Raw genomic sequence first — 20,359 nt, forward strand, 5'->3', positions numbered from 1 at the left:
CATTTTCAATTAGTTTTATGGACATAATTGACGTTTATGGGTTTTTTATCACAAGATTACTTCTTGATTTCTCTGATGGAGCCGTCCTTCAGTTTCAATTTTAAATCGATATGATCATAATGACTGTCCAGATTAAATGCTGCCAGCACACTGTGTATCACTTCTGTTTCAGCCATTTGGTCTGTCACGGAAAGCTCGCTCAAAATCATTTTCATCTCATCCAGTGCTTCTTCTCCCTCCTGATCGACACCGGAGAGCTTATCCTGTATTTCCGCTTTTTCCTGAGTCCCGTTCTTTGTATAGATTCCTTCATAACGGTTATGCTCACCATCCCCGTAGCTCACACGAAGCGAAAAATTACTGTAGGGAACGGACTTCAGCTGGGTGACGGCTGTATTTTCTCCTTCTGCCTGCTGCTGGTCTTCATTGAAACGGCAGCCCGCAATCAGAACCACTGCGAGACATACAGCCCCGGCTGCTCTGATCAAATGCATATGTTTCCCCCCTGTAGGATTCCATTTATTTTAGGTATATCCAGAGAATGAAATCCTCATTCAGAGAAGAATTGAAAAAGCCGGGGCATTTAACGCCACGGCTTTTTCTTTAAGATTCGGTCATTTGTAAAAAGGTTTCGGCGTCACGCACAGCCAGCTTGATGGCATTCTCCCAGAAATCGCGCTTTGTGATGTCAGCGCCCAAATGCTTCATCGCCAAATCCTCCACTGTCATAGAAGCCGTATCGCGCAATAGCGCCATATACTTCTCTTCGAATGCATTTTTTTCTTCAAGCGCCAGCGCGTAAATGCCAAGAGAAAACAGGTAGCCGAATGTATAAGGGAAATTGTAAAACGGCACCCTCGTGATGTGAAAATGAAGCTTTGATGCCCAAAAAAGCGGATGATATTCTTCTAACGCATTGCAGTATGCCTCTCTTTGCGCCTCTTCCATCAGCTCATTCAAGCGGCTGGCCGGTACCACTCCCCGCTTTCGTTCCTCGTAGAATCTCGTTTCAAATAGAAATCTTGCGTGAATGTTCATGAAGAACGCAACACTTCTTTGCACTTTATCCTCCAGAAGAACAAGCTTTTCTTCCCTCGTCTCGGCCTGCTGGACAGTCGCGTCCGCGACTATCATCTCTGCAAACGTTGAAGCTGTTTCTGCAACATTCATGGCATAGGAGCGGTTTAACGGCCTGACGTCGAGCATTGCTTCCTGATGGAACGCGTGCCCGAGTTCATGCGCAAGAGTAGAGACATTTGAGGCGCTGCCCGAAAATGTCATGAAAATCCGGGATTCCCCGCTGTCAGGAAAACTGGTGCAAAAGCCGCCGACTCTTTTTCCACTCCTGTCTTCCGCCTCAATCCAGCCGTCCCGAAACGCTTTTTCAGTGAATGAGGACAGCTTTTTGCCAAACGTTGAAAACTGGCTGGTAATGATATTTGCGGCTTCATCATACGAATAGGCCTTTCCGTTAGAACCGATCGGCGCCTCAACATCGTACCAGCTAAGCTTTTCAAGGCCGAGCATGGATGCTTTCCGGTTCAAAAACTGAACGAACGGCTGCTTGTTTTCAGTGATGACCTGCCACATCGTATCAAGTGTTTCTTTTTTCATCCTGTTAATTTGCAGCGGTTCCTTCAGGACATTCTCCCAGCCGCGCGCTTTATAGGTTTCAAGCCGGAATCCCGCCAAATGATTCAGCGTGCTGCTGAAAATATCTTGCTTGCTCTCCCAAGCTTGGCGGAAACGTTCATATACTGTTTTTCTGACAGTACGGTCTTGATGGTCCATCATATTCTCCGCCTGACCGACAGACAATTGCTTGTTTTCACCGTTTTCCTCATACGGGATCGTCATTTTCCCGACAACCATATTGTATAAGTCACTCCAAGCGTGATATCCGTCCACGGCAAGATTCCCGATCAGTTTTTCTTTACCGGGGCTAAGCTTTTCGGCAACCCTCTGTCTTCTTTCATTTAATATGTAAGAAACATCGCGCAATCCCGGTTTTGTTAACAATTCATTCCACACGTCTTGATCAATGTCCATTAGTTTATGATCTAATGTAACGAGCGACGATTGAAAATCTGCGGAAAGCCGGTTCATGAGTGCCTGATGCTCTATAGCCTTTTGATCATTGATATTCTGGGCCTGGAGGCAGGCAACAAAAGCGCCGGCCTGCTGAAGTTTGACGGATGTCTGTTCGAATAAATCAAGCAACGCGGTCAGCCCTTCAGCCTCTTCAGGCGATTCAGGCACCTGAAACGCATCAGTCCTGTCTTGAAATGCACGCAGACTTTGTGACAGCTTCTCAATATATCCTTTGAATTCTTCCGATTGGCTCCCGCCCTTAAAAAATGAATCAAGATCCCATCTTTGGCCTACCCCTTGCAGCGCCATATCACAAAACCCCTTTCCTTCTTTCGTTCTATTATAGAACAATTCTGAATTGTTGTATAAAAATTTCTTTTTTCAGACGTCATTTCCTGTTCAGGATTGTACAATAGCTATAGCAGTTTAATAGGAGGTATAGGATGAATAAAAAAATAGCCATCGTAACAGGAGCGTCCAGCGGCTTCGGTCTGCTGGCAGCTGTAAAGCTTGCCCGATCATTTTTCGTGATAGCCACATCAAGACAGCCTGAAAAAGCGGAACAGCTTCGGGAATTGGCTGCAGCACACAATGTGTCTGATTCCATTCTCATTACAGCTCTCGATGTCACCGATGAACAATCTATAGTCTCATTCGGAAAAGCCGTTAGTGCTTACGCCCCGATCGACTTACTCGTTAACAACGCCGGAACGGCTTATGGAGGTTTTGTCGAGGATGTGCCGATGGAACATTTCAGACAACAATTTGAAACGAATGTCTTCGGTGTGATCCATGTGACAAAAACCGTTCTGCCTTACATAAGAAAGCATGGTGGCGCAAAGATTATAAACGTGAGCAGCATCAGCGGACTGACCGGATTCCCAGCGCTGTCGCCATATGTTTCTTCCAAGCATGCATTGGAAGGTTTTTCTGAAAGCCTGCGTATCGAGCTGCTTCCGTTCGGTATCGAAACCGCTTTGATCGAGCCGGGCTCATATAAGACATCGATCTGGACAACGTCATTATCAAATTTTATGTCGGTGCCTGCTGACGATTCAGCCTATCATCAATACTATAAAAAGATCCTTTCCTACGTTGAAAAAAACGGAGAAGAAAGCGGAGATCCCCAAGAGGTTGCCGACCTCATTTATCAATTGGCAACAAAACAGCATATCAAGAAATTGCGATACCCGATCGGAAAGGGCATCAAGCTCACCCTGCTGTTCCGATCGTTTTTTCCTTGGTCTGCGTGGGAGTCTATCCTGAAGAAAAAGCTATACAGCTGATCTAAATTATAATTATTATAATTTAGTATTGATTTTTATTTAGTATATGATATAATTAAGTCAACAGATCACAAGGAGGACGTTATCTTATGAAAACTGAAAACGCAAAAACAAATCAAACATTAGTTGAGAATTCAATGAACACACAATTATCAAACTGGTTTCTTTTATACTCTAAGCTCCACCGTTTCCATTGGTATGTGAAAGGGCCTCATTTCTTTACATTGCACGAGAAATTTGAAGAACTTTATGACCATGCGGCTGAAACAGTGGATACCATCGCTGAGCGCCTGCTGGCGATTGGCGGACAGCCTGTTGCCACAGTGAAAGAATACACTGAGCATGCATCTATCACAGACGGCGGAAACGAAGCATCAGCATCAGAAATGGTACAAGCATTGGTAAACGACTACAAACAAATCAGCAGCGAATCTAAATTCGTGATCGGCCTGGCTGAAGAAAATCAAGACAATGCGACAGCGGACTTGTTTGTCGGATTAATTGAAGAAGTTGAAAAACAAGTGTGGATGCTTTCCTCTTATTTAGGGTAACAAAAAAGCTGAACCTTAATCGGGTTCAGCTTTTTGTTTTTTCTTAGCTTGAACTGCTTTCTGTCTGCTTGGTCAGTGTTGCGTTCAACGTTTTCGTTTTTCCCTTTCGCAGCACTTGGATTGTTGTTTTATCTCCGACTTTTAAGTCTTTGTAAAGGATCTGACGGATATCCGCACTGCTTTCCACGTCTTTACCGTTTAGTTTGACAATGACATCCTCAGATTTAATACCTGCTTTTTCTGCCGGCGAATTTGCTTGAACTTCTTTTACATAAACACCTTTGCCCAATTGATCTCCAAACAGGCCGAGCGTATTTTCCTGATAGGTTTCAGGAACTTGTGACATGTCAATCATCTGCACGCCTAAAAACGGACGGTCCACCTTCCCGTTTTGCAGCAGCTGGTCAACAATCGGCTCGACATCATTGCTTGGGATCGCAAATCCAAGTGATTCCACGCCGCTTTCGCTCACCTTCAAGCTGTTGATGCCGATGACCTGGCCGCTTGCATTGATTAATGGGCCTCCGCTGTTCCCCGGATTGATCGCTGCATCGGTTTGCAGCACGTTCATTTCCACCGTCCCCTGTGTTGTATCCACATCAATTGTCCGGTTCAGTCCGCTAATGATACCTTGTGTCACTGTACCGGAAAACTGCTGTCCGAGCGGGTTACCGATAGCGATTACCTTTTCGCCAGTGCGCAGCTGTGAAGAGTCACCAAAGCTCGCCACTTTTTTTACATTCTTGCCGCTGATTTCCAAAACTGCCAAATCAGTAATGGTATCGCTGCCGACAAGCTTGGCAGTTTCCGTTTCTCCGTTGTATAGCGTAACAGTCAGCTTGTTCGCGCCTTCAACGACATGGTTGTTTGTAATGATATACGCTTTATCGCTGTCTTTTTTGAAAATAACACCTGACCCGGTTCCGCTTTCACTTTCTGAGCTGGAGCCTCCTCCCGTGCCGAATGTGTTATTTTGAGAGGTTTGGATATTTGAGATTCCGACAATCGTAGGCTCTAAATCCTCTACCATATCAGCGATGTTTGATGCGTTCGTTATCGGCGCCGTTGTAAAATTATCAGACTGCACCTGTTTATTTGCGGAAGCGGATTCGGTCGCCTGATTTTGGTCTGACGGCAGATAAGGCGCGATGCCAAGCATGAGGCCCCCGCCGATAATACCGCCTAAAATCGGGCTCAGCCATGCGGCTCTCCGTTTCTTTTCTTTTTTCACAGCCGTTTCTTGCTTTTCCATTTCTAGTGCAGAAGCCGTTTCCTGCCGTCCCGCTTCATATGACACAGGCGCGTCAAGCAATTCTTGTTCAGAATGTCCAATCAGCTTCTGGTTTTCTGTATTCTGCTGTTCTGTATGTGAAGGTTCAGTTTGATGTTGATCGTTTTGGCCATCACGTCGATAATCCATGTTCTTACACTCCTTTAACGGTTATTCATTTATCGTTACATATTCATCGCATGTACAAGTTCAATTGTCCCAATAATGAGGAGAAAAGCAAAGCACCAAAATAGAATATGTTTGATCATCCTACATCTTCCTCGCTCTTTTTCTCTTCCTTTCTTCCCTTATACATATCATAAACAAACATTGTGGGATAAAAATGAAAAGAATATGTGAAATTATGAAAATTGCCTGCCGTATGTTAAAACTAGTTTATAATGACGTTGAAAGGATGTGAAGAGCCTTGTCATACACCATTTATCTAGTTGAAGATGAGGATAACCTGAATGAACTGCTGACGAAGTATTTAGAGAATGAGGGCTGGAACATTACATCTTTTACGAAAGGTGAAGACGCCAGAAAGAAAATGACACCGTCTCCCCACCTATGGATTCTCGATATCATGCTGCCGGATACCGACGGCTATACATTAATAAAAGAAATCAAGGCGAAAGATCCTGACGTGCCGGTCATTTTTATTTCCGCCCGTGATGCGGATATTGACAGAGTGCTTGGCTTAGAGCTTGGCAGCAATGACTACATTTCAAAGCCGTTTCTGCCGCGGGAGCTGATTATCCGTGTGCAAAAGCTGCTGCAGCTCGTATATAAGGAAGCTCCTCCTGTCCAAAAAAATGAAATTGCCGTCTCCTCGTATCGGGTCGCTGAAGACGCCCGCGAGGTCTATGACGAAAACGGGAATATCATCAATTTGACGTCAAAGGAATTTGATCTGCTGCTATTATTTATCCATCATAAAGGGCATCCATACTCTCGTGAGGATATCCTCCTAAAAGTGTGGGGACATGACTACTTCGGAACAGACCGGGTCGTTGATGATCTCGTCCGGAGACTGCGCAGAAAGATGCCTGAATTGAAGGTGGAGACGATTTACGGTTTCGGCTACAGGATGATGTCATCATGAAAAACAAGCCGCTCGCGTTTCAGATATGGGTTGTCATATCCGGCATCCTGTTAGCGATATCGATTTTACTGCTTGTGTTATTTTCAAACACGCTGCGAGATTTTTTCACTAATGAAACGTATACGACGATTGAAAATGAGCAGCATGTTCTGACAGAGTACCGCCTGCCAGGTTCGATTGAAAGGCGCTATTACAGCGAGGAAGCGACGGCGCCGACAACTGTCCGCTCCGTCCAGCACGTGCTCCTTCCTGAAAATGAAGAGGCTTCTTCAGACAAGGATTTAAGCATTCTGTCATCTTCATTTATCCACAAGGTGTACAAGCTGGCTGATAAGCAGGAAGCTAAAAAGAAACGTTACAGCGCCGACGTCAATGGAGAGAAAGTGTTTTTTGTCATTAAAAAGGGACTTTCCGTCAATGGACAATCAGCGATGATGCTCTCTTACGCGCTTGATTCTTATCGGGACGATTTGGCCTATACCTTGTTCAAACAGCTTCTGTTTATTATAGCTGTCGTCATTTTATTAAGCTGGATTCCGGCTATTTGGCTTGCAAAGTATTTATCAAGGCCTCTTGTATCATTTGAAAAACACGTCAAACGGATTTCTGAACAGGATTGGGATGACCCAGTAAAAGTGGACCGGAAAGATGAAATCGGCAAATTGGGCCATACCATCGAAGAGATGCGCCAAAAGCTTGTGCAAAAGGATGAAACAGAAAGAACTCTATTGCAAAATATCTCTCATGATTTAAAAACGCCGGTCATGGTCATCAGAGGCTATACACAATCAATTAAAGACGGGATTTTTCCCAAAGGAGACCTTGAAAACACTGTAGATGTTATTGAATGCGAAGCTCTTAAGCTGGAGAAAAAAATAAAGGATTTATTATATTTAACGAAGCTGGATTATTTAGCGAAGCAAAAAGTGCAGCACGACATGTTCAGTATTGTGGAAGTGACAGAAGAAGTCATCGAACGATTGAAGTGGGCGCGGAAAGAACTATCGTGGGAAATTGATGTAGAAGAGGATATTTTGATGCCGGGCGATCCGGAGCAATGGAACAAACTCCTCGAAAACATTTTGGAAAATCAAATCCGCTATGCTGAGACAAAAATAGAAATCAGCATGAAACAAGATGATCGAAATATCGTGATCACCATTAAAAATGACGGTCCGCATATTGAAGATGAGATGCTCTCCAGCCTCTATGAGCCTTTTAATAAAGGGAAGAAAGGCGAATTCGGCATTGGTCTAAGCATCGTAAAACGAATTTTAACTCTTCATAAGGCATCTATCTCAATTGAAAATGACAAAACGGGTGTAACATACCGCATAGCAGTACCAAAATAGACTGTAGATGTTTTGCAGTCTATTTTTTTATGTGAAAGAATAGCCGTTAAAATCTCTGTAATTTGTTTTGAGCGGCTGTTTGCATTGATGAACCCATTTTTTCTCTGACAAGGTCTGCTTCGGATATTTGACTTTCTCCACTTTGATTCCTCTGTTTCGCAAGCGGCTGATCATTTCGTCCAATTCTCTCATTCTAGATTCACCCTTTCGCTTGAGCTTTGACCATTCGGTCATCTCAATTTATAATATAAATAATACATGATAAAAAAACAAGTTACAATAAGGTTAATTTTATAACAGACGGTGTGACTATATGGTCATATCCTAGCAGGCCTCCGGGCTCCGAAAGGGTGGAACCATTGAAGGAAAAAGAAAAACTGATTATTGAAACAGCCTTAAAACTATTTGCCCAAAAAGGATACAACTCAACATCAGTCCAGGAAATCGCAAAAGAATGCAAAATATCTAAAGGCGCTTTTTATATTTATTTTCCTTCGAAAGAAGCGCTTCTTCTCTCTATGCTGAACTACTATTATGATAAAACGTTTACCCGAATTTTAAATATTAAAACGAAGGGCGACAGCCCCAGAACGGCTTACCGTAAACAGCTGACCGTCCTCTATGAAAACATTCTTGAACACAAAGATTTTATCAGCATGCAGTTGAAGGAGGGTTCTCTGCCTTACACAGAAGAAGTGGAGCAATGCGCAAAAAAAATCCGCCAGTCCTCACTTCAATTTCATATCGACAGCCTGCTGAACATCTATGGAAAAAAAGCGGAACCCTACACTGCTGAGCTTTGTTTTTTAATAGAGGGCATCAGCCAGATTTACCTGGAATGCATGATTTTGCTCGGGTACACTGTGAAGCCGTCTCAATTAGCTGATATCATTATGAATCGAATTGATGATATGGTAAAAGGCATGTCTGAACGAAACGATAAGCCTTTCATCACATTGGAAGAGGCGAGCTCTTTATTCGGGCCTCTTACGCACGGACGGCCTGACCCGCTGACTGAATCAATTGTGAAAAGCCTACGTGACAAAATTAACAGCTTAAACACAAACTCCTCTCTTGAATTATCGGAGAGCTTGGACATACTTGAAGCAGAAATGAAGAAAAAAACACCGAAGCTGGCGATCATAAAAGGAATGATTCATAATCTGACGGAGTCTGAAGCTCTCGCCAAAGATGCGGAACAGCTTAAATATTTATTAAAACAGCAACATATTTAGAAGAACGGCTGCTTAAAAAGCAGCCGTTCTTTCTTTCTATTACGCCTTTGGTTTTACCATGTCTTCCGGCTTAACCATTTCGTTAAATTGCTCCTCTGTCAGCAATTCAAGCTTCAAAGCTGCTTCTTTGAGCGTCAATCCCTCTTTATGGGCAAGCTTGGCGATTTTCGCCGCGTTTTCATAACCGATATGCGGGTTCAGCGCCGTAACAAGCATTAATGAATTTGACAGGTTTTCCTGAATGGTTTCTTTATTAGGCTCAATACCGACAGCACATTTATCATGGAATGAATTCATGCCGTCACTGAGCAGCTGCACAGATTGCAGGAAGTTGTAAATAATAACAGGCTTAAACACGTTCAGTTCAAAGTTCCCCTGACTCGCCGCAAAGCCGATTGTCGCATCGTTCCCCATGATTTGCGCTGCGATCATTGTTAACGCTTCGCTTTGTGTCGGGTTGACTTTACCAGGCATAATGGAGCTTCCCGGCTCATTTTCAGGAATGACGATCTCCCCGATGCCGCAGCGGGGTCCGCTTGCGAGCCATCTGACATCGTTCGCGATTTTCATTAAGTCAGCAGCAAGCGCTTTTAATGCGCCATGCGCATAAGTAATTTCGTCATGGCTTGTCAGCGCGTGGAATTTATTCGGCGAGCTGCTGAACGTTTGGCCGGTCAGCTTAGTGATCTCTTCTGAGACAAGCTCTCCAAACTCTGGGTGGGCGTTGATACCCGTTCCGACAGCCGTTCCACCAATTGCAAGCGCACGCATTTTATCTGTCGCTTCCAAAATCATTTCCTTCGAACGGTCCAGCATGTGAACCCATCCGCTGATTTCCTGTCCGAGGGTCAGTGGCGTAGCATCCTGAAGATGCGTGCGTCCGATTTTGACAATATCATTGTATGCTTTTGCTTTTTCATCCAGTGTATTGCGAAGCTGATCAAGCGCCGGCACAAGCTGCTCGTAAACAGCCAAAACAGCGGCAACATGCATCGCAGTCGGGAATGTGTCGTTTGAGCTTTGGCTTCGGTTCACGTCATCATTTGGATGAATCGTTTGATCAGAGTTCTTCTCTTTTAATAAAGCAGTCGCACGGTTGGCTACCACTTCGTTCATGTTCATATTGCTTTGTGTGCCGCTTCCGGTCTGCCATACGACAAGCGGGAAGTTGTCATCGTACTTGCCTTTGAGCACATCATCACAAACTGCTGCAATCGCTTCTGCTTTTTCAGCATCAAGATTGCCAAGGCGTTTATTAGCTAGAGCAGTGCTTCGTTTTAAAATTGCAAACGCCTTCACAACACGCATCGGCATTTTTTCAGAACCGATCTTAAAGTTCTCCTTGCTTCGCTGTGTTTGGGCGCCCCAAAATTTATCAGCAGGAACTTTTACTTCTCCCATGGTGTCTCGTTCAATTCTGTATTCCATTTATGTATCCCTCCATAACGGTTGCTTCAATAGATCATAATTCGCCAATGACACAAAAAATCCTTTTTATTTTTCGATCTTGGCAGATTTTAATTTTAATTCAAGATATACGCGGGAATCCTTTGAATATTTGTATTTTGGATTCGTCCTGCCGTACTCCTTTGATGTATAAGAGACATCATAATGCTGTTCAAATGATCTAATGAGCTGTTCAATTTCTTCTTGTTTTCCAGCTAGCCTTACCTGTGCCACTTCGTCTCCTCCGCTTTCATAAAAAAACTTACTCCATGAAATACTCTAACACAGTATATCATTTTTTTAACAGGAAAAGATAACCTCTACTAAGGTTTTGGATAAGAGGTGACCTCATTGGAACAAACAGAGTTTAAGGAATATATACACGATAATTTAGCATTGGTGCTGCCAAAATTAAAAGAAAACGATGATCTGGTGAAAAACAAAAAAATGCTTGCGAACGGACTGGTTTTTTACTATCTCTATTTCAGTGAACTGACTGATGAGAATAAGGTGTCAGAAGCCATTAAAACTTTAATTAAAGATGAGGAGACCTTAACGCTTGACCAGGTCAAAAAACGCCTTGACCAGCTTGACGCAAGACCTATTGAAACCGCAAAAAAAACGATTGAATCGATTCTCAACGGCAATTGTGCTGTGTTTATCAACGGATTGGATAAAGCCTATATTCTGACCACAGGAAAGAAAAAAACAAGAAGCCTGACAGAGCCGACAACTGAAAAAGTGGTACGCGGCCCAAAAGTTGCGTTTGTAGAGGATATTGATACAAATCTCGCTCTGATCAGACAAAGAACCTCTCATCCGAAATTGATCACCAAAAAAATCATGATCGGCGAAAACAAGCTGAAGCCCGCAGCCATTATGTACATTGAGGGCAAAGCAAAAAAGTCCGTCATAAAAGAAGTGAAGGCGCGGCTTAAAAATATCCAGCTGGAAGATATCCAGGACAGCGGAACGCTCGAGGAGCTCATTGAAGATAATAAATATTCACCATTTCCGCAGATTCAAAATACGGAAAGACCTGACAAAGTATCTTCAGCCCTGTTTAACGGCCGTGTGGCAATTTTGGTCGACAGTTCACCATTTGTGCTGCTGGTGCCGGTTTCTCTCGGCATCCTGATGCAATCCCCGGATGACTACTATGAACGCTGGATTTCAGCATCTCTTATCCGGTCGCTGCGCTTTGCGTCTATCTTCATCACCTTGTTTTTGTCATCGATTTATATTGCACTCGTTTCCTTCCATCAGGGGCTGCTGCCGACCGCACTCGCCGTCACGATTTCGGCGAACAGGGAAAACGTGCCGTTCCCTCCGATATTTGAAGCCCTGCTGATGGAAGTCACCATCGAGCTGCTAAGGGAAGCCGGACTGCGACTCCCCAATCCGCTCGGACAGACGATCGGCCTCGTTGGGGGCGTAGTCATCGGACAGGCTGCTGTAGAAGCGAATCTCGTCAGTTCGATTATGGTCATTGTCGTCAGTGTCATTGCCCTGGCATCCTTTACCGTTCCTCAATACGGAATGGGTCTGTCTTTCCGGGTGCTGCGTTTTATTTCGATGTTTTCCGCCGCTATTTTAGGGCTGTACGGCATTATTTTATTTATGCTTGTCGTTTATACGCACTTAACGAGACAAACGAGCTTTGGGTCTCCGTATTTTTCGCCAAACGGATTCTTTAGCCTGAAAAATACGGATGACTCCATTATCCGTCTCCCAATTAAAAACAAACCAAAAGAGGCGAATAATCCAAATGAGCCAAAAACAGACTCCACTGAAACTTAATACCTTTCAAGGTATTTCTATTGTTGCAAATACAATGCTTGGGGCCGGACTTTTAACATTGCCGCGAGCGCTGACCACTAAGGCTAATACGCCTGACGGCTGGATCACGCTGATATTAGAAGGTTTCATTTTTATTTTCTTCATTTATTTAAACACGCTCATTCAGAAAAAACATCAATACCCTTCACTCTTTGAATATTTGAAGGAAGGGCTTGGGAAATGGATCGGCAGCATCATCGGCCTTTTGATCTGCGGCTATTTCCTCGGCGTAGCCAGCTTCGAGACCCGGGCAATGGCTGAAATGGTGAAGTTTTTCCTGTTGGAGAGAACCCCAATTCAAGTCATTATTTTGACGTTTATTTGCTGCGGTATTTATTTAATCGTTGGGGGCTTAAGTGATGTGTCGCGGCTGTTTCCCTTTTATTTAACGGTAACCATTATTATTTTGCTGATTGTGTTCGGGATCAGTTTTAAAATTTTTGATATCAATAATTTGCGTCCTGTTTTAGGCGAAGGCCTTGGACCCATTGCAAACTCCCTTACCGTCGTTTCCATCTCTTTTTTAGGAATGGAAGTGATGCTGTTTCTTCCTGAACATATGAAGAAAAAGAAATACACGTTCAGATATGCGTCTTTAGGATTTCTGATTCCGATTATCTTATATATCCTTACGTATATTATTGTTGTCGGAGCTTTGACCGCTCCCGAGGTAAAAACGCTGATTTGGCCGACTATTTCTCTCTTTCAGTCCTTCGAGCTTAAAGGCATATTTATTGAACGGTTTGAATCGTTTTTACTGGTGGTCTGGATCATCCAGTTTTTCACCACATTTGTCATTTACGGATACTTTGCCGCTAACGGGCTAAAGAAGACATTTGGATTATCGACTAAAACAAGCATGGTGATTATCGGCATAACGGTCTTTTATTTTTCTCTCTGGCCGGATGACGCCAATCAAGTCATGATGTATAGCGATTATCTTGGCTATATTTTTGTCTCCCTGTTTCTGCTTCCGTTCATTCTCTTTTTCATTGTAGCTCTCAAGAGGAGGATTACAGCAAAATGAAAATCCGGATTTTATGTATGTTTATATGCACCCTATTGCTGTCCGGATGCTGGGACAGTGAGAATATCGAGGAATTAAGCTTAGTGATCGGAGTAGGGCTAGACAAGCCTGACGATGAAAATTTAGAGCTGACACAGCAAATTCTCGTGCCGAAAAAAATCAGCGCCAAGGAGGGCTCTTCATCTGATCCGACACAGCTTTCTATCACAAAGGGTGAAACTGTCCATCAAATGATGAGAACCTCTGCATTAAAGCATAATCCTACGTTTTCACAGCATTTGCGTCTCATTCTGCTTTCCAAAAGCGTGATTGCGGATCAAATTGGAATGGACGCGATCATTAACCAGTTTGTCAGAGACAACGGAACAAGGAGGAGTTCCTACGTCTTTATCACCAACTGCCGAACTAAGGATATATTTAAAATGAATGATGAAGGCGAACCCGCATCCAACGTGATATATGATCTGACAGAGAATAATAAGGTGACGATCAGAATGATGGAGCCAGTTACATTGGGGGAGATCTCAGAACACTTAACCTCTGACGATTCATTCCTCATCCCTCATGTCGGTAAGGAAAACGGAAAGCTCGCGATAAACGGAGCCTCTATCATAAAAAATAAATTATGGCACGGCGATCTCACCCCGATTGAGGTTCAAAATATCAACTTATTTTCAGGCACTGTCGAGGGAGGCGTCATTGACTTGAAGCGCGATGGCCATCTCTTTTCTTATGAAGTATATTCAAGCAATCGGAAGATCAAGACGGCCTATAAGGACGGAAAGTTCAAATTCACCGTCACCCGCACTATTGAAGGTCGTCTATCTGAGGACTGGAATCCTAGTGAAGATTCGTTTAAGGATTCATATATTAAAAGCATTGAAAAGACAGTCGAAAAACAAGTACACAAAACAGTAACGACATTTATTACAGAGAAGCTGCAGAAAGAGATCAAAGCGGATGTGACCGGATTGGGAAACCAAGTCAGAATTCATTATCCTCAAAAGTGGAAAAAGATCTCAAGAAAATGGGATGATGATTATTTCAGCAATGCGGAAATAGACTACCGGGTCAATGTGATTGTCAGAGACTTCGGAACGAAAGGCGCAAACAAATAACAGCCGCCTAATTCACGAGATGATTTCGGTGTGCGTACACCGCCGCCTGCGTCCGGTCACTGACATCCAGCTTTGATAAAATATTCGTAATATGTGTTTTGACTGTTTTAATCGTAATAAACAGTTCCTCGCCTATTTCTTTGTTTGTCTTTCCTTCTGCGATCAGGCAGAGTATTTCGAGCTCCCGTTTCGTAAGCGATTCATGAGGGAGCGCGTTTTCACCTGAGTGGCGCAGCCTGGATAATACTTTTCCCGCCACTTTTGACTCCAGCTTCGGCTCTCCCTTGCTTGCGGCGCGGATGGCATCGGCGATTTCTGCCGCTTTTGAGGTTTTCAACAGATAGCTGAGCGCGCCAGCTTCAATAACCGGGTACACTTTGTCATCATCAATGAAGCTAGTGAGCACAATAATTTTCGGGTCGGAAAGCTCCCGGCAAATTTGCTTTGTAGCTTCAATGCCATCCATGCCCTCCATGACAAGGTCCATTAAAATGACATCAGGCGACAGTTCCGCAGCAAGCCGAACACCTTCGCTGCCGTCCGATGCTTCGCCGATGACTTCAATATCGGGCTGCGCCTCCAAAAAAGCCGCGAGCCCCATTCTGACCATTTCATGATCATCAATCAATAATACTCGAATCACGTTCGTTCTCTCCTTTTTCTTCCGGGAAAATCGGGACCTTCACTTCGATTTGGGTGCCTTTTCCTTCTACTGAAATCACTTCGGCGACCCCGCCGATTTCACTTGCACGTTCTTTCATAGAATTCAATCCGTATGAGGATGCTTTCACCTGGTCCATTTTGAAGCCTTTTCCATTATCAATCACCTTCAGACGGAGCTGGCTGTTCTTTATGCCCAGAATCACGGTTACTTTTGACGCTTTTGAATGTCTAAATACGTTTGAAAGGGCCTCCTGCACGATTCTGAACAAGTGGTCTTCAACACCCTTGGATATCGCTGTGTCCTGTATATCCCACTCAATATCAATCGGCTGCTTTTTTCGGAACTCGTCCAAAAGCTCCGTAAGGCCCTCCTTCAGCCCTTTTCCTTCAAGGGTAACAGGCCGTAAATGGAGCAGCAGCGCCCTCATCTCATTTTGGGCTTCGCCTGCCATATGCTCGACCATCCTGATCCGCTTGACTGTTTTGTCATCAGCATCCTTGACATGTTCCAGCACGGCTGATGTCATCATCGATATGGCAAAGAGCTGCTGGCTGACCGCATCATGAAGATCTCTAGCCAATCGCTGGCGTTCTTCTGAGATAACCGACTTCTTCATTTGCGCCTGCCATTCCGCACGTTCATTGGAAAGTTTCTGCAGGGATGCGACTTGAAGCTCCACGCGCTTCGCCATTTCGTTCAGCTGATCGGCGGCCAGGCCGATTTCATCATCACCGAGCGGAGGTATCCGATAAGCGAAATTGCCGTTTTCAAAGGTTAAAATGGATTCAATTAATGTATCAATCCTTGTCTTCAACCGGTTGCCGTACATATACCCTGAGGCGAAACCGACGGTCACGCTGATTAGAAGCAAAATCAGGATAAACGGAATTCCGAACCAGCTTGATGACAGCAAAACAAGCGGATCGAGCCGATAGTAAAACATCATAAAGGAAATCAGGCAGGCAAAAAGGAGCAGGCTGATTCCCGTTGTCATGCGGATGGCGCGCCATTGGAGGCTGGCAAGCATTTTTTTTCTCATACGTACTTCACATCCACATCACCGATAAATAAGGAAACGGACACTTTGACACGGCGCTTTGACTCGCTGAAATCGGTTGACGCGGCATATACCTTCGTGCTTAATCCGCTTTTCTTCGAGCCGATCAGATTGATGTCACCTATAAAAACAGCTGAGCTGACAGCCACTTCAAGGTCCGATGGTACATAAATATCAACGTTACCAATGACTCCGCTAATGACGATTGTACTTTCTCCCTCGGGAATCATCGCTTTAGATAAATCGATTTTGATATCACCGATAAAACCAGAGACATTTAAATCATTCAGGTCAAACGGCTGCTTCATCATTTGCAGCTCACCGATAAAAAAGCTGCGCATGTCGGGATGTTTTACATCTTTTGGCGGATCATGATGTTCTTTTTTATTGAGATTGACCTGTTTCTCATTCGGTTCAAATATCGGCTTCCCTTTGATAAGCCTGTAGCCGGCGTAAATCAGAAATGCAGCAAACGCATAGCCGAATAAATTAAAGGTGATGCTGAAGAGGTTTTTCAAAAATAGAAACGCGGCAAAGATATACATGACGGAGCCAAGCCAATCACGGGAATATTTTTTAAGGAAATAGCCGGCAATCAGAAAAAAGAGCGGCCAAAACAGCAGATCGCCTATTCCGATAATTTGCAAAAACATACTGATGCCGAATAAAGCAATGATCAATCCGAGAAGCTGTTTTTTTGTCATTCCTGGTGTCCGCCTCCTTTCTTCTGCCTGGTGCTACCGTATCGTTAGATCCCCGCTGTCCGTTTTGATGTCGATTGGATGCCGGCCGCTTCCTTGCGTGCCTGTGATGTGATGCTGTTCTTTATGTGCTTTGTCAGCAAATGAATACGGCAAACTGACGTCACCGCTTGCTGATAAAGCATTGACTGCAAAGCTGCCGTTTTGGGGAAGGCTTAAATTAGCATCACCGCTTGTCAGCGTGACAGATACGGGACCGGTTACCTTTTTCAATACAGCATTAAAATCTCCTGAAGTCATTTTCACATCAAGAGAGCCTGATACATGAACCAGATTTGCGTCCCCTGAAGCTAAATCAATGCCGGCTGTTTTGGAGACGGTATTTGAAATGGAAACATCCCCCGATGATGCCTTCACTTTCAGGTCTTGAAGGCGGACGTCCGTCACGCTCGTATTTCCGCTCGCAGATACTGCGTTCAGCCCGGAAAGCGCAAGATGGTCATTCCCGGCCACAGACACGTCACCGCTTGAGGTTCGTACTGCCAGATCACCTTTATAATCATACGGAAGCCTGACGATAAGAGTTGAACGGTTAAACCCATTCAAAAATTGAAATTCTTTTTCCTTTACGGTCAGCTCCAGTTTTCTTTTGTTTTCAGTAACAAATAACTTTCCTGAGTCTCCTGAAATGCCTGCCGATATGTCACTTCGTTCTTCCGCTATAATCCGGACATCCTTGCTATCCGACTCAATGACCATGCTGTCAATGTCCCGCGGCGATGCGCTGGCTGAATCGGCTTCTGTGCCATTTATGAAACCCAGGCCTGCAGCAAACACATCTTTTACGACAACAGCGAAAAAAACCAGAATACCGGCAGTGATCAACAGTTTGCCAAGCATTTTTTTCATTCGGTTTCATCCTTCTCATTCATTCTATTATAAAGGAAAAGCTTGCGAATTGATACGTGCGGAAGGGAAGGACTTGACCGCAAATCCTTCCCCGTTCCGCTTATTCATTTGCCGCTTGTGTCTGGTCTGATTTTTGCAGTGAAAGTGTCCGCATTTTTTCAATCTCTGCTTCCACATCGTCTGCAAATTCTTTACGTGTAAGTTCTGCGCCGGCTTCCGCTGACTTTGAATAATTCGCGCGGATTTCCATTTCTTCAATACGATTTTCAATACGCAAAAATTCACGATACGCGCTTTCACTGTCAATTTTGTCAAATGTCGTATTCATATGCTCTTTAGCTTTCGCCGCATTTGCCCGCGCAATCAGCGCCTGTTTTTTATCCTTTACGTCCTGAAGCTTTGTTTCAAGTGCAGCCAGCTGCTCTTTCAGATCGGCCAGCTGACTGTTTGCCTGTTCATAGGAAGCTTTATGCTCAGCCGCCTTTCCTTCTAAATACTTCATTTCAGTCAGCGCCTTTTTCGCCAGTTCTTCTTCACCTGCGTCAAATGCGAGCTGTGCCTGATTTTTCCGTTTGCCAGCCACTTCAGCGGCTTCTTCATATTTTTTCTTAAATTGATAGGCAATCGTGTGCTGTTTCACAATTGTTTGCTTTGCTTTTGCGATGTCGCTTTCCATATCGCGTACATATTGATTCAGCATCACCTTTGGATTCTCCATTTTATCAAGTCCTTCATGAACTGACGCAACAAACATGTCTCTGATTCTTTTTAATACCATACCTAATTCCTCCTAATATATTGATATTATTTTTTCTTCAAAAATTCTTCCCATTCGTCATCAAAGTGAGATTGGTAGGCAGCAGAAGCCGGTTCAGGATCAAAAGATGATACACCGTTATCAGCTGATCCGTTTTTCATCAGCTTCCAGCCGTAATACACCATAGCGGCCGCCAATGCGATTCCGACGACAAACGGAAGTGAGCAGATGAGCATAATGGCTCCGATACCGCCCACGATGATTCCCGTGATGGTTTTTCCCGCGGCAAACCTTTTGATTCCTGCGTATGTCATCAAGCTCCCGATGGCGAGCGGGATGATAAAGCCGAAGCTTCCTCCTCCAAAAAAGACAGAGATCCCAAATACAATTAATAAGAATCCGCCTATTGTTTTCTTGTTGATCTTCATGCAGATCCTCCTTTCGTTTTCCTTGTCTTCATCTTATACAAGTTGGAAGATATGCAAAACGAATCAGAGATTGATTTTTATATAAGACCGGAGTCGTATCTGGCACCGGACCCATCGGCACAAAAAACGCCATGCACGAGGCATGGCGTTTTAAAACCCTTTACAGATGAACACTTGCTTCCCTTTCTTTAATCAGGTCGGACCTTTCTGCTTTGGCCAGTTTTGTAAACAGCAAGATTCCGATACCCGCAATAATTTCGACAATCCCGCCGGCAGCAATCACTGTTCCTGAGCCGAAAGCATTAGCGGCATACCCGCAAATGACAGCTCCGGCAGGGATCGAAATATTTGAGATCATATGTATAACGGCGTAAACCTGCGGCTGATCCTCACTATCCACAGACGTCTGGATAATCGTGTACTCAGGAACATTAACAGCACTGACTGCGGCACCAAAGGTAAAAGCAGCGAAAAAGACGAGCGGCAAAAAGGTATTCATCCCGGTAATAAAGAAAGCAAATCCTTCAATAATGCCGGCAGTGACGAATAACAAGCCGTACCTGTTTACCTTGACTTTCGCCAGCACAAACCCTAATAAAAACGCGCCCGCGGCGGTGGTGGCCTTTAAAAGCGAGTATACGATCGGCTGGCCGTTTAAATCTTCCGCAACGTATACGGCAGAGAGCGCTTCCCATGGGGCAGCCGCGAAATTCATAAAGATACAGTAAATGGCGAGCGGATATAAAATCTGGTGTTTTCTGACGAGCCTAAAGCCGCGTTTCAGTCTTCCGATATATGTGCCTCTCTGTGTAACAACCGCAGACTCTGATTGAGATTCAACCGCAGTGTACTTAATAAAAAGAACGAGAAAACCTGACACCAAATAGAGCACAAGTGCGATAAGCATGGTATAAGAAGGACTGATAAATGTAAGAAAAGCGCCGCATAATGTGACAGCCCCAAGCCGGACAATTTGAGCGGAGGATTGAAGCACAGCGTTTGCTTTTTGAATGCCCTGTTCATTGACGATTTGAGGAATCAAAGCGATAGAGGCGGGATTGTAGGCAGCTCCAGTAGCTGAATGCACAATCATAAGCGTCATGACAAACCACAGCGGAGAGAAGCCCGCAAAATGACATAGAGGGATAATCAAAACAATCGCCGCCCTTGTCAGATCTGAAAAGTACATCCAAAATTTCAGCGTGGTCTGTTTCATAAAAGGCCCCGTCACAGGCGCCAGAACGGCTTCCGGCAAAAACGTGACAGCAATCAATAAAGCAGTGCCGATCGCACCTTTGCCGTCATAAATTAAAAACCATAATATTGAATTAAATGCGAACATATCGCCGGATATCTTGACTATTCTTGAGAAAAACAGATAATTGAAATTTCTCTTCCAGATGCTATCACTTTCAATTAAATTCACCATCCATCAGAGCCCCCCACTGCCTATTTTTTACATCTATTTATTACAATATCTCATTTTTCCATTTTTCAGTCAATAATTCATAAGGTTCATTTTT

At 44.1% G+C, this 20,359-nt stretch carries 21 protein-coding genes; 8 read left to right on the forward strand and 13 right to left on the reverse strand.

Translation table 11 applies throughout. From position 1 onward, the window contains the following. Positions 1-56 precede the first annotated feature (56 nt). Both MHI44_RS07255 and MHI44_RS07260 read right to left on the reverse strand, forming a co-directional pair. Positions 57-494: a YusW family protein gene (locus MHI44_RS07255; RefSeq protein WP_213379895.1), complete on the reverse strand. Its 438-nt coding sequence runs from the start codon at positions 492-494 to the stop codon at positions 57-59. A gap of 109 nt (positions 495-603) precedes the next feature. Then, positions 604-2,400, reverse strand: coding sequence for a M3 family oligoendopeptidase (locus MHI44_RS07260; RefSeq protein ID WP_213385631.1), 1,797 nt, complete (start codon positions 2,398-2,400; stop codon positions 604-606). A 134-nt stretch (positions 2,401-2,534) separates the two neighbouring features. Between MHI44_RS07260 and MHI44_RS07265 the strand changes: the two genes are divergently transcribed. Beyond that, positions 2,535-3,377 (forward strand): oxidoreductase, encoded by an 843-nt coding sequence (locus MHI44_RS07265; RefSeq protein ID WP_339203224.1) that lies wholly within the window; start codon positions 2,535-2,537, stop codon positions 3,375-3,377. A gap of 89 nt (positions 3,378-3,466) precedes the next feature. Further along, positions 3,467-3,928 (forward strand): metalloregulation DNA-binding stress protein MgrA, encoded by a 462-nt coding sequence (gene mrgA / locus MHI44_RS07270; protein WP_339203226.1) that lies wholly within the window; start codon positions 3,467-3,469, stop codon positions 3,926-3,928. Between the two features lie 43 nt (positions 3,929-3,971). Here mrgA and htrB read toward each other — a convergent pair whose 3' ends face one another. Continuing rightward, positions 3,972-5,348, reverse strand: coding sequence for a serine protease Do-like protein HtrB (gene htrB, locus MHI44_RS07275; RefSeq protein ID WP_124072731.1), 1,377 nt, complete (start codon positions 5,346-5,348; stop codon positions 3,972-3,974). Between the two features lie 277 nt (positions 5,349-5,625). Here htrB and cssR point away from each other — a divergent pair, with 277 nt between their 5' ends. Further along, positions 5,626-6,303, forward strand: a complete 678-nt coding sequence (gene cssR, locus MHI44_RS07280; protein ID WP_003228529.1) for a secretion stress-responsive two-component system response regulator CssR — start codon at positions 5,626-5,628, stop codon at positions 6,301-6,303. Next, the gene (cssS, locus tag MHI44_RS07285) at positions 6,300-7,655 is read left to right on the forward strand and encodes a secretion stress-responsive two-component system sensor histidine kinase CssS (RefSeq protein WP_003228527.1); all 1,356 of its coding nucleotides are present in this window, start codon (positions 6,300-6,302) and stop codon (positions 7,653-7,655) included. The genes cssR and cssS overlap by 4 nt, the downstream gene beginning before the upstream one ends. 27 nt (positions 7,656-7,682) lie before the next feature. Here cssS and spxO read toward each other — a convergent pair whose 3' ends face one another. Then, positions 7,683-7,847: an anti-adapter protein SpxO gene (gene spxO, locus MHI44_RS07290; protein ID WP_003221681.1), complete on the reverse strand. Its 165-nt coding sequence runs from the start codon at positions 7,845-7,847 to the stop codon at positions 7,683-7,685. 167 nt (positions 7,848-8,014) lie between these two features. Here spxO and MHI44_RS07295 point away from each other — a divergent pair, with 167 nt between their 5' ends. Beyond that, the gene (locus MHI44_RS07295) at positions 8,015-8,890 is read left to right on the forward strand and encodes a TetR/AcrR family transcriptional regulator (protein ID WP_003243192.1); all 876 of its coding nucleotides are present in this window, start codon (positions 8,015-8,017) and stop codon (positions 8,888-8,890) included. A gap of 39 nt (positions 8,891-8,929) precedes the next feature. Here the strand turns inward: MHI44_RS07295 and fumC are convergent, their stop codons facing one another. After that, positions 8,930-10,318 carry a class II fumarate hydratase gene (fumC, locus tag MHI44_RS07300; RefSeq protein WP_003228523.1) on the reverse strand — a complete coding sequence of 463 codons (1,389 nt, stop codon included), beginning with the start codon at positions 10,316-10,318 and terminating at the stop codon, positions 8,930-8,932. A 66-nt stretch (positions 10,319-10,384) separates the two neighbouring features. Further along, positions 10,385-10,570 carry a YvzF family protein gene (locus MHI44_RS07305; protein ID WP_003244599.1) on the reverse strand — a complete coding sequence of 62 codons (186 nt, stop codon included), beginning with the start codon at positions 10,568-10,570 and terminating at the stop codon, positions 10,385-10,387. A 117-nt stretch (positions 10,571-10,687) separates the two neighbouring features. On the opposite strand from MHI44_RS07305, the gene gerAA reads away from it, so the two are divergent. The 3 genes from gerAA to gerAC are packed head-to-tail and all read left to right on the forward strand — an operon-like array spanning position 10,688 to position 14,320. Next, positions 10,688-12,136, forward strand: a complete 1,449-nt coding sequence (gene gerAA / locus MHI44_RS07310; protein WP_014477941.1) for a spore germination receptor protein GerAA — start codon at positions 10,688-10,690, stop codon at positions 12,134-12,136. Further along, on the forward strand, positions 12,105-13,202 hold the full coding sequence (gene gerAB, locus MHI44_RS07315; RefSeq protein WP_029318427.1) for a spore germination receptor protein GerAB: 1,098 nt from the start codon (positions 12,105-12,107) through the stop codon (positions 13,200-13,202). Before gerAA ends, gerAB begins: the two co-directional genes overlap by 32 nt. After that, complete coding sequence (gene gerAC, locus MHI44_RS07320) at positions 13,199-14,320, forward strand: spore germination receptor protein GerAC (RefSeq protein ID WP_029318426.1); 1,122 nt, start codon at positions 13,199-13,201, stop codon at positions 14,318-14,320. Before gerAB ends, gerAC begins: the two co-directional genes overlap by 4 nt. A gap of 7 nt (positions 14,321-14,327) precedes the next feature. Here the strand turns inward: gerAC and liaR are convergent, their stop codons facing one another. From liaR to MHI44_RS07355, 7 genes are all read right to left on the reverse strand, one after another. Further along, on the reverse strand, positions 14,328-14,963 hold the full coding sequence (gene liaR, locus MHI44_RS07325; protein WP_015384608.1) for a two-component system response regulator LiaR: 636 nt from the start codon (positions 14,961-14,963) through the stop codon (positions 14,328-14,330). Beyond that, complete coding sequence (gene liaS, locus MHI44_RS07330; protein WP_014480831.1) at positions 14,941-16,023, reverse strand: two-component system sensor histidine kinase LiaS; 1,083 nt, start codon at positions 16,021-16,023, stop codon at positions 14,941-14,943. Before liaS ends, liaR begins: the two co-directional genes overlap by 23 nt. Then, positions 16,020-16,745, reverse strand: a complete 726-nt coding sequence (gene liaF, locus MHI44_RS07335) for a LiaRS two-component regulatory system accessory protein LiaF (RefSeq protein WP_014480832.1) — start codon at positions 16,743-16,745, stop codon at positions 16,020-16,022. The genes liaS and liaF overlap by 4 nt, the downstream gene beginning before the upstream one ends. Before the next feature lie 33 nt (positions 16,746-16,778). Next, positions 16,779-17,651, reverse strand: a complete 873-nt coding sequence (locus tag MHI44_RS07340) for a DUF4097 domain-containing protein (protein ID WP_339203230.1) — start codon at positions 17,649-17,651, stop codon at positions 16,779-16,781. A 100-nt stretch (positions 17,652-17,751) separates the two neighbouring features. After that, positions 17,752-18,429 (reverse strand): PspA/IM30 family protein, encoded by a 678-nt coding sequence (locus MHI44_RS07345; RefSeq protein WP_015714684.1) that lies wholly within the window; start codon positions 18,427-18,429, stop codon positions 17,752-17,754. Positions 18,430-18,455: 26 nt separating this feature from the next. Beyond that, positions 18,456-18,836 carry a cell envelope stress-induced membrane anchor protein LiaI gene (liaI, locus tag MHI44_RS07350; RefSeq protein ID WP_003243447.1) on the reverse strand — a complete coding sequence of 127 codons (381 nt, stop codon included), beginning with the start codon at positions 18,834-18,836 and terminating at the stop codon, positions 18,456-18,458. A gap of 160 nt (positions 18,837-18,996) precedes the next feature. Next, on the reverse strand, positions 18,997-20,265 hold the full coding sequence (locus MHI44_RS07355) for an MFS transporter (RefSeq protein WP_003228502.1): 1,269 nt from the start codon (positions 20,263-20,265) through the stop codon (positions 18,997-18,999). Between the last annotated feature and the right edge of the window lie 94 nt (positions 20,266-20,359).

This window comes from Bacillus sp. FSL K6-1366, assembly GCF_037976695.1.
Lineage (GTDB): Bacteria > Bacillota > Bacilli > Bacillales > Bacillaceae > Bacillus > Bacillus subtilis.

Coding starts and splice junctions, on each gene's coding strand:
- MHI44_RS07255 (WP_213379895.1), bottom strand. CDS start 494: ATGCATTTGATCAGAGCAGCCGGGGCTGTATGTCTCGCAGTGGTTCTG.
- MHI44_RS07260 (WP_213385631.1), bottom strand. CDS start 2,400: ATGGCGCTGCAAGGGGTAGGCCAAAGATGGGATCTTGATTCATTTTTT.
- MHI44_RS07265 (WP_339203224.1), top strand. CDS start 2,535: ATGAATAAAAAAATAGCCATCGTAACAGGAGCGTCCAGCGGCTTCGGT.
- mrgA (WP_339203226.1), top strand. CDS start 3,467: ATGAAAACTGAAAACGCAAAAACAAATCAAACATTAGTTGAGAATTCA.
- htrB (WP_124072731.1), bottom strand. CDS start 5,348: ATGGATTATCGACGTGATGGCCAAAACGATCAACATCAAACTGAACCT.
- cssS (WP_003228527.1), top strand. CDS start 6,300: ATGAAAAACAAGCCGCTCGCGTTTCAGATATGGGTTGTCATATCCGGC.
- spxO (WP_003221681.1), bottom strand. CDS start 7,847: ATGAGAGAATTGGACGAAATGATCAGCCGCTTGCGAAACAGAGGAATC.
- fumC (WP_003228523.1), bottom strand. CDS start 10,318: ATGGAATACAGAATTGAACGAGACACCATGGGAGAAGTAAAAGTTCCT.
- gerAB (WP_029318427.1), top strand. CDS start 12,105: ATGAGCCAAAAACAGACTCCACTGAAACTTAATACCTTTCAAGGTATT.
- gerAC (WP_029318426.1), top strand. CDS start 13,199: ATGAAAATCCGGATTTTATGTATGTTTATATGCACCCTATTGCTGTCC.
- liaS (WP_014480831.1), bottom strand. CDS start 16,023: ATGAGAAAAAAAATGCTTGCCAGCCTCCAATGGCGCGCCATCCGCATG.
- liaF (WP_014480832.1), bottom strand. CDS start 16,745: ATGACAAAAAAACAGCTTCTCGGATTGATCATTGCTTTATTCGGCATC.
- MHI44_RS07340 (WP_339203230.1), bottom strand. CDS start 17,651: ATGAAAAAAATGCTTGGCAAACTGTTGATCACTGCCGGTATTCTGGTT.
- MHI44_RS07345 (WP_015714684.1), bottom strand. CDS start 18,429: ATGGTATTAAAAAGAATCAGAGACATGTTTGTTGCGTCAGTTCATGAA.
- liaI (WP_003243447.1), bottom strand. CDS start 18,836: ATGAAGATCAACAAGAAAACAATAGGCGGATTCTTATTAATTGTATTT.
- MHI44_RS07355 (WP_003228502.1), bottom strand. CDS start 20,265: ATGGTGAATTTAATTGAAAGTGATAGCATCTGGAAGAGAAATTTCAAT.